The sequence below is a fragment of the Pseudomonas graminis genome, from assembly GCF_001705435.1.
GTDB lineage: Bacteria > Pseudomonadota > Gammaproteobacteria > Pseudomonadales > Pseudomonadaceae > Aquipseudomonas > Aquipseudomonas graminis_B.
Map to the genome: position 1 here is coordinate 421,247 of NZ_MDEN01000069.1, position 11,966 is coordinate 433,212.

The 11,966-nt window shown below is 51.3% G+C and carries 11 protein-coding genes and 1 tRNA gene; 3 read left to right on the forward strand and 9 right to left on the reverse strand.

Features of this window, described 5'->3' with window-relative positions:
* Positions 1-23: 23 nt before the first annotated feature.
* Genes BBI10_RS24075 through BBI10_RS24090 form a run of 5 tightly spaced genes read right to left on the reverse strand, consistent with a single transcriptional unit; the run spans position 24 to position 7,802 of the window.
* Positions 24-1,925, reverse strand: coding sequence for a hypothetical protein (locus BBI10_RS24075; RefSeq protein WP_065992381.1), 1,902 nt, complete (start codon positions 1,923-1,925; stop codon positions 24-26).
* Positions 1,922-2,263: a hypothetical protein gene (locus BBI10_RS24080; RefSeq protein ID WP_226504912.1), complete on the reverse strand. Its 342-nt coding sequence runs from the start codon at positions 2,261-2,263 to the stop codon at positions 1,922-1,924. Before BBI10_RS24080 ends, BBI10_RS24075 begins: the two co-directional genes overlap by 4 nt.
* Positions 2,247-2,933 (reverse strand): hypothetical protein, encoded by a 687-nt coding sequence (locus BBI10_RS26895; RefSeq protein WP_227447887.1) that lies wholly within the window; start codon positions 2,931-2,933, stop codon positions 2,247-2,249. The genes BBI10_RS24080 and BBI10_RS26895 overlap by 17 nt, the downstream gene beginning before the upstream one ends.
* Entirely contained in the window at positions 2,917-6,345 is a 3,429-nt protein-coding gene (locus BBI10_RS24085) for a hypothetical protein (protein WP_065992384.1), read from the reverse strand. Before BBI10_RS24085 ends, BBI10_RS26895 begins: the two co-directional genes overlap by 17 nt.
* Complete coding sequence (locus tag BBI10_RS24090; protein ID WP_083233253.1) at positions 6,342-7,802, reverse strand: tyrosine-type recombinase/integrase; 1,461 nt, start codon at positions 7,800-7,802, stop codon at positions 6,342-6,344. The genes BBI10_RS24085 and BBI10_RS24090 overlap by 4 nt, the downstream gene beginning before the upstream one ends.
* Positions 7,803-8,058: 256 nt before the next feature.
* Here BBI10_RS24090 and BBI10_RS24095 point away from each other — a divergent pair, with 256 nt between their 5' ends.
* Both BBI10_RS24095 and BBI10_RS27415 read left to right on the forward strand, forming a co-directional pair.
* Entirely contained in the window at positions 8,059-8,316 is a 258-nt protein-coding gene (locus BBI10_RS24095) for a hypothetical protein (RefSeq protein ID WP_065992385.1), read from the forward strand.
* Complete coding sequence (locus BBI10_RS27415) at positions 8,313-8,696, forward strand: hypothetical protein (RefSeq protein WP_141695259.1); 384 nt, start codon at positions 8,313-8,315, stop codon at positions 8,694-8,696. Before BBI10_RS24095 ends, BBI10_RS27415 begins: the two co-directional genes overlap by 4 nt.
* Here BBI10_RS27415 and BBI10_RS27420 read toward each other — a convergent pair.
* On the reverse strand, positions 8,674-8,910 hold the full coding sequence (locus BBI10_RS27420) for a hypothetical protein (protein WP_141695260.1): 237 nt from the start codon (positions 8,908-8,910) through the stop codon (positions 8,674-8,676). The two genes, BBI10_RS27415 and BBI10_RS27420, sit on opposite strands and share 23 nt — an antisense overlap.
* 133 nt (positions 8,911-9,043) lie before the next feature.
* Here BBI10_RS27420 and BBI10_RS24105 point away from each other — a divergent pair, with 133 nt between their 5' ends.
* A complete protein-coding gene (locus tag BBI10_RS24105; RefSeq protein WP_065992387.1) occupies positions 9,044-9,964 on the forward strand; it encodes a hypothetical protein in 921 nt (306 codons plus the stop codon).
* Positions 9,965-9,979: 15 nt separating this feature from the next.
* On the opposite strand, the gene BBI10_RS27650 is transcribed toward BBI10_RS24105, so the two are convergent.
* The 3 genes from BBI10_RS27650 to BBI10_RS24115 all read right to left on the reverse strand — a co-directional run bounded on the left by BBI10_RS27650 (position 9,980) and on the right by BBI10_RS24115 (position 11,965).
* Positions 9,980-10,135: a hypothetical protein gene (locus tag BBI10_RS27650; RefSeq protein WP_167355830.1), complete on the reverse strand. Its 156-nt coding sequence runs from the start codon at positions 10,133-10,135 to the stop codon at positions 9,980-9,982.
* 588 nt (positions 10,136-10,723) lie between these two features.
* A tRNA-Gly gene (locus BBI10_RS24110) sits at positions 10,724-10,797 on the reverse strand.
* Between the two features lie 283 nt (positions 10,798-11,080).
* On the reverse strand, positions 11,081-11,965 hold the full coding sequence (locus BBI10_RS24115) for an alpha/beta fold hydrolase (protein WP_065992390.1): 885 nt from the start codon (positions 11,963-11,965) through the stop codon (positions 11,081-11,083).
* Between the last annotated feature and the right edge of the window lies 1 nt (position 11,966).

Sequence of the window (11,966 nt, forward strand, 5' to 3'; positions counted from 1 at the left end):
AGCCCGCGAGGGGGCTCAAGGCCCTACTCAACCAGTGGGGTCAGCCGTTGGTGAAAGATCGGTATTGTCTTCGCCGTCATAGGTTGATCATGCACATACACCTGCTTGACCTCAATTCGATAGGCTTTGAGATAATCAATCCAAGCATGCCTCGATGCCTTCGCTGCGATCAGCACGACCGATCGTGCACCTGCCTGTACGGCTGCCTCTGGAGACATGGCGAAGCCAAGTGACACATTCGCCTCGTCAACGAACTCAGGTGACAAGGTGGAGTACCTGCCTTCCGCTTCCACAAACAGCCCCTTTCCTCTGACGGAATGAATCCGGCAGATGAAAGGATCCCACTTGTTGGCATGGGCTGGCCGCACTCTGATCAGATCATGCTTTCTGAAACTTGTCTCCTGGGTTTGAAGGACTACCGGTGCTCGCACTCGACCCAGACGCTGATTGATCGTTGCGATCAGCGAGGGAGAGTCACTGACAAAAATTTCACCCTTTGACGCTTGGTGCCATTGCTCGGCCCAGTGGACATTGAACACCTGGTCTTCGCCGTTGAGCTCAAGGTTCGGCGCTGGGATCGCTGATACGGGGTGACTCGCCGCGTGCAGGGCGATGGTGGGGTAGTAGGCTTTGAGAACGTCCAGGAAATGTGCTGGTTGCTCAGCCATAGCTGGCCGGGCATCGAATAGCACCACCCGCGTGGAGGCAGGGACTCCCTGGAGGGCCACCAAGAAGTCACTGAGCGTCAGTAGATGGCAGTCGGTGATGATGACGGTGCCGTACTCAGCGAGGTCAGGTGGGAGTTCGTGGAAAGGAACTGCAACGTTCTCAGTACAGGCATCATAGATAGGCAGCATGGAGCTCGAATACACGACGAGCTGAGGAGCCGGCGCGTACAAGATCTGCAGGGTGCCGGACAGCTGGCTCGTGAACTCACAAACGCTTGGTAGAGCACGGGCACTGATCACCGACAGCCTTGAGTTGATGGCTACGATGATTTCGTCTTGGTAATTATGATGGTCATAGGATGCGATGACTTGGCTGTATCTGGAATAACTATACTGGACTTCCTGAGGCGTATAGATGGGGAAAAAACTGCTCGATAGGCGTTCGAGCTGTCTGCGCACGGCGACCTGAAGCATAGCGTGGGATTTGAGTTGGCAGTACTCCCCATCAACAATTGTCCAGCCCCGGTCGGTGCAGAGTTCGAGGGCCTTTCCGGAGGACTTGGGCAGCTCCGTCTTGTGAAAGATCGTGCGTCCCTTCGAGCCTTGATCTCTGAACCAGGTCAGTAGCTCAAGCGCCGCACGTTGGCTGGCGTCCAAACTCGTTTGTGAGGACAGGACTGATTGAATCAACTGCGATGTGCCGAACGACAAGAGGGCCTTGAGCCTGGCAAGCGGAACGGCGCATGCATCGGAACCAAACGTGTCATAGCAGGCTTCTGCGCGCGTTTGAGGAAGCCCCCAGGCCATGAGTCCTTTAACGTGCTGGAACCGTTGCTGAGACTCTTGGAACGCTACCCCTAGCAGAGTGCATTGCGGCGCTGGGAGTACTCCTTGCCAGGGTTTCAGGTCATTCTGGACGAGACTGGCTAGAAGCCTCTCGCGTTGAGCTGCGTCCAGGGAGTTGAGCAGTCGTTTTGCAGCAGGTTTGAGCTGAATATCGGCGAGGAAAAAGTTGTGTTCAATGAGCGTGACCCAGGCCGAGATGTCTAGGCCACATTCCAGAGCAGCTATCAGGTTGACTCCATGGCTACGTGCAGCGGTTCGCAGCATGTACATGCGCCCGGCAAGCAGCGGAAAATCGAATGCATCAGTGCGAAAGCGCAATGAGGCGATTCTACCGTTCCCTGAGTGGACGCAGGTGATTTGGCTGATGCCATCTAGCCGATGGATTAGCCGCTTGATGAGGTACTTCTTCATGGGCGATCGCTCAGTACGATGCCGCCTGCGTGGATCATGTTTAGCACATGACGCGCCGATCGAAGTTGTTGCTTCAGCGTCGAATTTTCCTGCTTGATCAGGGTCAATTCGGTTTGCAATCTGGAATTTTCAATATTTAGAGGCGCGCCTCCGGGAAGAGTGGCGATCGAGCTTTCCAGGAATTCATTCAGCATCGCTAGGAGTATATGCACTTCGGGGTTGCCTCGGCGGGCATAAAATATTTGTCGAGTGGCGCCAATCCTGGCTGCCAACCATGTAAGATCAATGCTGCCTTTCCTCATGGGCATAAAGGCGTCTACCTCAATCAGTTTTGCCATTTCCTCTTTCAGTCGAAGAGCGAAGCGATTCTTCAAGTTCAGCTGTGCTAAGCGATCCAAGATTAGTGTTTTTTGCATGGCGCCAGTCCAAGAAGGGTTTGCAAGTTTTTGCATCAGAGAGTGATGCGGGAACTGCTGTCATCGTTGCGCGGGTCATCAAGCGACCTTTTTCAAAATATAGGAACTGATCTTCTTTCAATATGATTTCGATTAGCTTGCAGGTCGTTTCGAAAGCGTGCAGGAAACTGTCAGTTTTAATCATGGGTATTTTTGGTTTCGATTTTTTTGATAGATCGCTCAATATATTTTCCAGAACCAGAATCCTATGTTTCGCTTCGCTAAGTTTGATTTGAAGCGTTTCTTCTGGAATCAAGGATTCTGCAAGTACTCGGGGGATCTTTGTGCAGAGTTTCACAGCATAGCTATCAAAAAGTCTCTTTTGAGGTGTATTTGATTTTCTATAAAGTGAAGGATCCACGCCAACAATGAGAGCCACATCCCTGGCCAAGTTTGAAAAATTTTTGTAGGGCGGCACATTTTTTTTGATCAATGACTCTAAAGTAGCTTTGGTCTTTGCCAAAGTTCTATTGAGTTGCTCCTGCTTCCAATCATGCTTATTTTTATCCTGAAGCGTCAGCTGGTCAGAACGATGATTATTCAATTTTTTCACGCTCCAGGGCCAGGTAAGGATTTGAAACAAGCGTAATCACCTCTTCAAAAGTGAAGTCTGAGCTTCTGAGGATGGTGGCTATCTGGCAGGCGATAAGCTGCTTCGACGTAGGATCGCTTAGTTCTAATTTTAGAAGGTCTGGGTTCTTGGCTAGCCGCTCAACCATGTAGGGGTAATTGGCCGAAGTTAAGTGCGGATAGGCTTCAGAATCAATAATTCCCGCAATAACCCGGTGGAGAGGGTTTGACATGTCTACAGCATGTCGCTTAGCACCAACGAGGTCACGGTAGCGGGAAATATACCCTGGATTTTTATTGTCCGAATCCAATACTTCATTAAGGTGATCGGCCAAATGTTTATATGATGCGATCTCGTAGCGAGCGATTGTCAGTTCGTGATGGTATGGCTCCATCTCAGCTTGTGAAATGGCTGCGTCAGCCAGCTGACTGATTTTATCCACGAGTTGAAGACTGTTGATTTGAGCCTGTCGCATCTTTACATTCATGCCTGGCAAATGATCGATGCCCCATACTGCTGCATCGCAAAGGCTACAAACTCTCGAACGTCCTGTGAACTCCACAAGTTTCTTGGGGCAGTCGCCATCACGCATGCAGATACAATGAGTGTAAAATCCCGGCAGGGCTTTGGTTGTGGCTATCAAATCTGTGCCTGATTCTTGGCTATCGATGAGATAAAATTGCTGGCTTCTGAATTTTTGATCTTTGACGAGCTGCGCCTTGTTTTCGTGCCACCCTTTAACAATGGCGCTGCCCGGCGAGCTCGGCTGATTAATCTTGCCCATCAGCGCTTCATAGGCACTGTCTGTGACGATGCTATTAGCACGGCCTATGTTCTCTAACATATCTTCGGGAGTAACCACTGTATAGTAGTCGGTTGTCACAGCAATCTGATCATTTATTTTGTGACCAGCTTGCTGAGCGGTATAGGTGACATCGAGGTGCCCGTACAATCGCATGTGAGAAATCCACGCCACCCGAAGAGAGTGTGGGACATGCACCGCCAGTTCGTTGCCAGAAGCGCTTATGGTTATGAAGCTGTGATGCGAGTCGGGACTTACAATGGAGTTATATACCTGCTCCAAGCCCCTGCAAAAATGTATCCATTCGTCAGAGTATGTCCCGTCCGAAAAAGGGAGGTCGTGGTCTCCCCAAGGACTTCTAAACAATGGGCAAATCATGCCGTATTTGTTAGGATCCCTCGGGTCATTCTCGTAATAAACAAGGCCAGGAGCTCTGGTGTAAACCTCCGTTTGAAAATATCGCTCATCGATGAGACTCTTCATGACATCGCCATCGATCACAACATCCCTCGATTTCCCAGATTTGTCTGTGTTGACATGCAGCGTGCAGAGATTGAAAGCGTCAACGTATTTTTCGTGATAAAAATTGTCGAACGTTCTGAGATCCAACCATTGGCCATTTTGTATTCTTTGGCCTCCAAATAGTCCGATAGCCAGCATCCTGAGTGTTGAAAGCCAGGGCAAGTATGCCGTAACAATGGTGGCTGCGTTGGTTGAGTGGTAATCGCCATACCACCAGTTGTAGATGTTGGGTATGATTGTAATGGGTATCTGATAGGTCTCCAGTGGACGCTTGGAACTGCGTAAAGTTACCGTGGTGCCGAGGTGGATTTTCGTGAGATCAATCCAATCGCTTGATTTGATTTCTGCAATTGTTTCAGGAGCAATGCGACCATCTAATATGGAGTTTCTGATGTTGATGCCAATGGCGTCAAGCGCGCTCATGTAGGCTTTTGCGATAATTGAAATGTCCCGAGGGAATGGCTTCTTGTCAGACTTCGATCGTCCGCCACTTCCAGTCGAATCCATGGAGCGGTTGACGGGATTGGCATACCCACCATCTACAAACCCATGAGGTGCGCCATAGGTTCTTACTAGCTCAAAGAAGAGATGCACTGAATTAACAAAGGGTTTAGTAGATTTCTCCGTGAACATCAACGTGCGAAGTTTCAATCCGGTCAGTGGCATCTCAAGGTTGCCAGAAATGTCATGATCTCGATAAATCGATTGTACGGTTTCATGGTCAATTAGATCGTCGCACCAAAATACCACTCGCTCGAAGTCAATGATGGTTTCTGGCAGCCGAAGTGTGGAAGTAGGATGCAGCTCTTTCCACATAGGTAGGTAAAAAAAGATGTAGTCAAATAAGAATTTGATATGCTGGATCTGGTTGTCTATATAGCTTCTGGAGTTTTTAGGGTTGTTAGGATTGATAAGTTTGGCAACAAATATCTCCGCCATCGTTACCCACTGACGGTAGGTCTTCTCGATTTCGATGTGTGAGCGACCGGGATAGAAATCGTTTGTCACCCAATTGAAGTCAGGCTTTCGCGGAGGTAGAGATAGTAAAAGCAGGTAGTCCTCGGCGGATATCGAAGAGTGAAGCTCGTTATACAAGGCTTCGCTTTCGTCTGCGACGCGCTGCGCCTTTTCTATTCGAGCCATCTGTCTTTCTATGATTGTTCGCTCTTTTCTTTTAAGCTTAGCTGTCGGAGAAGAGCGAGCATACTCTCTGTTAATGTTTCTGATCTTGTAGCGACGAAGTTTTCGGTCGTGCGTGGGTATGTTTTGCGCTTCCTCAGGTGTCATAACATAATATTTTACATACTCATCATAATCCTTAATATTTTGAGCAATACTTTCGTTGTGGGCGCGTTTTGATATAAGGTACATTTGATATCGCTCAAGGTAGAAGCACTGTTCAGGAGACACGATTTCGCTGAACATGGCCGAGAACTTCTTGAGCCAAGGTATGAAAGAGAAGTGTTTATTTCCTTTATCAAGTTTAAGACTCACTATCTCAGGTATGGCGGCCCAGATTTCGTCAAAATTCACATCATCTTTAGATTGCCATGACGTGCGGTACTGCCACCTTCTGGAGGCTCTTTCAATGTTGTTTGAGCCCTTTGCTACCTCGAAAATAAACCCACAGGTTTGTTTTTCCAACTCTGGATTCTTTTTCCATGCAGAGCTCAACTCGAATATGAATGGCAAGGTTACTATCTTCTCTGCCCAGAGCAGGCAGAGCAGCGCCTTAAATGGAACTACTAAGCCCGTCACGTCCTCTGGTCGGTCGGGACGTATACCTGTCAGTTGGTGATACAGCGTTGACGCCGGAGGGCCACCATCACCTTCCAGCAGGGTAATTTTGAAAATATTGTTCAGATCACTCTCGGACGTCTGTCGAGCGGATCTTAATCGGCAGAACTTTACGATGGCGTGACGTTTGTGGTACTGCCTGTCGCTTGAGTATTCGTTTAGGTTCACCCGCTTGGACGTTAATGGCTCGGTCATTTTACTGAAAATCACTTTTGAAGCAGCGTGCAACTTCTCGGGCGCGATTAACCGAATTTCTTTCGATACGTTAATCATGCTGCCAAGCGTCCGCGCAGATCTTGTGCCAAGGCTTCATACGCATCCGCACGCAGGCTGTCGATACTGCTGGTTTCATTCCAGATAGCCGCCATTTGCTGCGAAGCGTGAATTTCGGCCATGAGCACCTCTTGGTCGAGCTTGGCGTAAATAATAGTGGATGCGATATTTGCGTGCCCCATTAGCACCTGAATCTCACCTAGGGTTAATCCAACTCCACGACGCCCAGGGATGTAGACAAAATTCCTGGCCCAATAGCCGTAGAAGTGACGAAGACTATGGGAAGTATATAACTTCGTAGGTGTGCTATCAGTTATTCCTGCTTTTTGTTGAGCTTTTGCGAGTGCGCGATTAATCCTGCGGTTAAGCGAGTTCGGTTTGACAGCATCGACCAATGGCTCACCATAGTTATTGCGGTTGTCTGATATAAAAAGGAACTCGCTATCTGAGGTGGGGCGTATTGCCTTGTATTCAGCCAAAGCATCATAGAAGAGGGTTTCAAAGGGTTCGAACATGTAGATTCTTGCTGTCGTCCTTCCTTTGAAGGGCAAATCTTTAGCGGAAGGGTCGCGCCAGTGGTTAGGGTCTTCTATGCGAAGGGAGCGTTCCTTCAAGTTGATTTCATCGTTTCTCATGGCCCAGGCTTCGGACTGTCGGAGACCACCGCCAGCTTGGAGCAAGGCAACTACCTTCTCTAAGGGCGGCAGATTCTCGATCAGGCTCAAAATTCGACGTGATGGAAACTCCTTTGGGGGCTTGCTTTTGGGAGCCTTTCCGCCCTCTAGGCCTCCCTGCGCGGTCTGATAGACGTCAGCAGGTTTTTCCTTGAACTCCATGAGCTTCGAACGCATCTGTTCGATCTCGATTTTGCTCCGACGTCGATCTGCCAAAGCATCGAGTTCGTTTGGGGCCTCGATCACGATTCCCGGGTTGAGGAAGTTGGCCATGGCCAATGAGTCCCTCAGGAGAGCTGCGTGAAGCCGCAGAAAATGGTTGGCGGCAGCTTTATAGGCAAGGGCCGAGACAACGCTGATTGGCGTCCGACCCAGCCGTTTAGCCACCGTCCTGACCACGAAGTCGGTGCTGTTGACTCCTTGGGTCAAAAAGATGAAGTAGGAATTGATCGTTTCGCCGAGCGCTTCCGGATCAATCTGGCCGGCGCCGATCGCTCTGGACTCATACAGGTAGTCAATGAAGCCCGCATTGCGGTAGGTGTATTGCTCATTTCTCGCCCGTGAGCTTTTCGTTCCCAGCTGTCTGTGGATGCCTCGGGAGTAGGCGTTAAATGAGGGCACCGGTTGCCCGGTTGCCGTTTCGTAGAGGCGCGGCGGCTCGGTATGCACCAGAAGGACATTTTTCAAGTTGCCTTTGCGAGTGCATTGCTGATCAACCCGTTCAACCTTTCGACCTGATCCAATCGCCGCTTGGTCACGTTCGGTTAAAGTCGGCTTAATCATATATTGACTCGCTATAATTCATGTGATATACAATTGGTATAGCTCATAGGTCTAATCTTTTTTGCGTTTATCAATTGAAATAAACTATTGGTACCATTATTATAATAGTTTATTTACATTGATGACGTCATTGTGGGCTTTCAATGACCGCACTCGGCTGAATGTGTTTTCCTCTTCGTTTAACTTCAGCGTCCGGGGCGACTCCCGTTGGTTTATACGTGACATGAGGCGGCCTGCGCTCGTGCCTAGAGAGTGTATGACGGTTCATGTGCCGTTCGATGGCCGTGAGCTTTTCTTCTTTTGCCAATCGAAGCAGTGGTCGACCCACCTTCCGCGCGCCAAAGTGGCTGGCAGTGAGCTGATCCTTGAGTTCCAGTATCCTTCAGATTCTCCGCGTGAGACACGTCCGGAGATTGACCGGTTGCTGATGGATATTGAGCAATACCCCGGATGGCAGGAATACCAGATCAACGCGCACAATGCGTCGCTCATCATCTGGCCGCGCAGGTGGTGAACGATCGCAAGAAGCGTTTGCTGGCCAAGTCTCAGCGCACGGCAGACCTGGGTATCCCTGTTCGACAGTGTTCAGATGCACCGAAAACCTACGCTGTACCCACCGCTCGCCGCGAGTCCGTACCCACCCTGCCACCGGCTACATCCCAGCCTTTCGAGTCGGAACCTACCTGGGCGATGGATCAGTACGAGCGCGTGCTGAAAATCATGCAGGACATGGCATTGGTCGTGGAGCGCAGTCCTGCCGCTTTCAAGTCCATGGACGAGGAGGCGTTACGGCAACATTTCCTGGTACAGCTCAACGCCCAGTTTGAGGGCAAAGCCTCAGGCGAGACTTTCAACATGAGCGGTAAGACCGTCATCCTGCTGCGCGAGGGGTGATAGCAACGTTTTCATCGCCGAGTGCAAGTTCTGGAAGGGGCCCAAGGCCTTCGGAGAGGCCATCGATCAGTTGCTCGGCTTCACGACCTGGCGAGATAGCAAGACGGCGATTTTGGTCTTCAACAAGGGCGTTGATACCAGCAAGGTGCTGGCTGGCATCGATGCTACTGTCCAGGCGCGTGCGAGCTTCAAGCGCAAAGAGGCGTACCGGCACGAAAGTGGCTTCCGCTAGTCTTCCACCAGCCGGACGACTCGAATCGCGAGCTAATCATCACCGTACCCGTGTTTCACGTACCATCCTGACCAGCCACCCTGACCGACCCTCTCTGAGAAGCGATTTCGACGCAATGAAAGCAGTGCAGTGGACAGTGTTTATCGACATGCTGGGCTTCAAGAAGCTGAACACGGTGGTCACCACCGACCAGCAGGCGCAAGACCTATTGGAGTTTATGATCAGCAATCGGGATGTTTTGACCGGTCATGAGCAGGCGCTCGCTGAGGGGTACAGGAAGACTGGCGGACACAACCCCTACGATTGGTATGACGTCAAAAGTACCTGCATCTCTGACTCGGTGGTCGTGACGTTCAAGCCGAAAGAAATGGAGGAAGAGACGGATGCTGATCAGGTGCTAACGCACTCTGCCAACGCCCTGATGCTACTCATTTTTCGGTTGTGCATGCTGATGCACAAATGTCTGCTGGAACAAAAAATCACCTTCCGAGGCGGCATCTCTACTCAATTTTGCGACATTCGCGACAGCTTTGCTGTGGGCGCAGGCCTTAGCGCCGCGAGTGAGACTGAAGGCAAGGCTAAGTTTGCTCGCATTGCCTTGGCAGACGATGTAGTCCAAAACGAGGCGCTAATGGGTAGAGTTCGGCAGCTCTTCAGCCGAATGTATGGTGATTCAGAGTTCTTGGTGGCGGAAAACGGTATCACCTGGGTGAATTCGCTCGACTTGATGCTGGCGGGTCAAGATCTAAGGTCACCCGCTGTTAGCAGGGCGATGTTCCACCCTGCGACCCGCCCATCTGTCCTAGCGACGCGTATGCAGTGCGCACAATACCTCAAGGCTCAGCAAATCTTCGTTGTCGAGTCGATTCGGGAATATTGGGCTGCTTACCGTGAGCATTATGAAGATAACGACCTCAAGAGGGTCAATAGGGGAATCCTCAGAAAATACTTCTGGCTACGGCACTATCACAATGAAACCGTCAAAAATCGGCGCTTGGTAGCGTTTTTCATAGGTTCTCAACGATCACTCAGATGACCGGCTGACTTTCATTCAAGCGTTGATTAGCTGTAGCTCCGACTGCTGGCTCAGCTGATGTTTCAGGTAGTCGGCCAAGGCCATGACACGCTCTGGCAGGTACTTCGTTGAAGGGAAGACCACGAAGAACTCGAAGCTTTCGGTGGGGCAGTCCTCAAGGATTGTAACCATTACTCCGCTTTCCAGCGCCTACTGACCGTAGCAGCTCGGCCCCTGGATAGCGCTCAAGCCTCTCTATGCAGCAGCAACAAGGGCTATGTCATCGTCACTGGCGAACTTCTGTCGTGGATTGACGACTTTGTGGGTGACGTCTTGCTCGTAGTGCCAGCGCCTCTCTTGCAGAGGCAGGAATTTTGGCTTGCAGATCATCGGGCGTAGCGATCTGGCCAAGTGCGTGTCGCAGGGCAGGGGTATCAGGGGAGGGGCAGCGGAATGTCACTTAGCTTTCGGGTCATCAGCGCAGAGTTCAACTGGCCTTAAGCAATGTATGGCGGGCCCTTTTCGATTCAACACCATCCAATTGTCTGGAAAGTCGACTTCTCGTGGAGAGGCTGGGCTTATCGCTGCGTGCGGGTTGAGCTAACTCAGAAGTTCAGGCGGCGGCTCGTAGCGTTGTGCGGTATCGAATGGGCATGGGTAACTAGTCATCACGTTTGTGAGTGAGGTCGTTTCGGGATTTGTGGTTGGGGGTAAGGGGGGGCTTTCGGGGGATTCAGAGTACGAGGCAGAAAGCCTGAACGTGCCCTAGATCACGGAATGTGGAGCGGGTAGAGGGAATCGAACCCTCACCGATTGCTTGGGAAGCAATAGTTGTACCATTCAACTATACCCGCATGTCTTGCTAGTGAAGCTCGCTCACAAAAGCGGTTGTCCAGTAAGAACCCTCAACTAAAGCTTGGGAAGCTTTCGTTTTACCACTAAACTATACCCGCTTTTAAATCGACGCCTTTGGCGCGGCTGACTTTGTACCAGATGCTGCGTATTAATTGAAGCGTTATATGCCGCACCGACCCAATGCCATCTCGCCCACCCCTGATTCGCTGTCCAATCGCGCTCATCAGGGTCTGCAGCAGACCATTCCTTCTCCGTCTTCTGCTCTTGTATCCCCCAGTCCAATCACACCGCAAACGCCTGTTGCAACTGACCCGTTCTGTAATGAACGCGGCGGGGTTCCGGCGCGGGCGTCAGAAACCCGTGCAGTGCATTTTTCGATGCCAGGCATGCTGCCTTGTTCTCCATGTCCAGAAAGTGCCCGGCATCCTGAAGGGTGCTGAAGTGGCAGTCGCGGATGTAGTGAGCGAAGTGCCGGGCGTCGGCAGCCGAGGTGTATTCGTCCCACGCGCCGTTCATGAACAGCACCGGCACATTGATGCGCTTCGCCGCTTTCATCTGAGGATGATTGCTCGGGTCCAACACATGATCGATGTGGTGATGCATCTGCGCGTACTCATGCAAATCCAGAGAGCTGACGTGCTTGTGGTTGTAGCGTTTGAACAGCGAGGGCAGGTGTTTGCCCAGGGTGCTGTTGAGCAACTCCCCGACCCCGTGACGATTGTAAGTGCCGAAGTATTGCCGGCCGCGCTCGAGATAGTCGCGCAGCGGGTCGCTGATGACGGGAGAGAATGAGCTGATGACTGCCTTTTCGATTCGTTTGGGCCGGTGCGCCAGAGCGACCAGTGCCGCCGCGCCGCCCCATGAGAACGACATCAGGAGTTCGGCGTTGAAATGGTCGATCAGCTCCAGAAGCAGCTGTCCTTCAATCTCTTTGGTGAGCGGCCGTTCATGGGCATTGTGGGGTTTTGATTTACCGGCGTAGGGCGGGTCGTACAGCACGACGTTGAATTGCGGGTGAAGGTTGCGCACGGTCTGAGCGAAGGAGGTGGTCGTGGCAAGCGAGCCATTGACCAGAATGATGGTCTGCTCGGCGGCGTCTGCGCGGTACAGCTCCGTATACACCCGGAACTGGGCCTGTATATCCAGCACAGCGATTTCTGCTTTCATC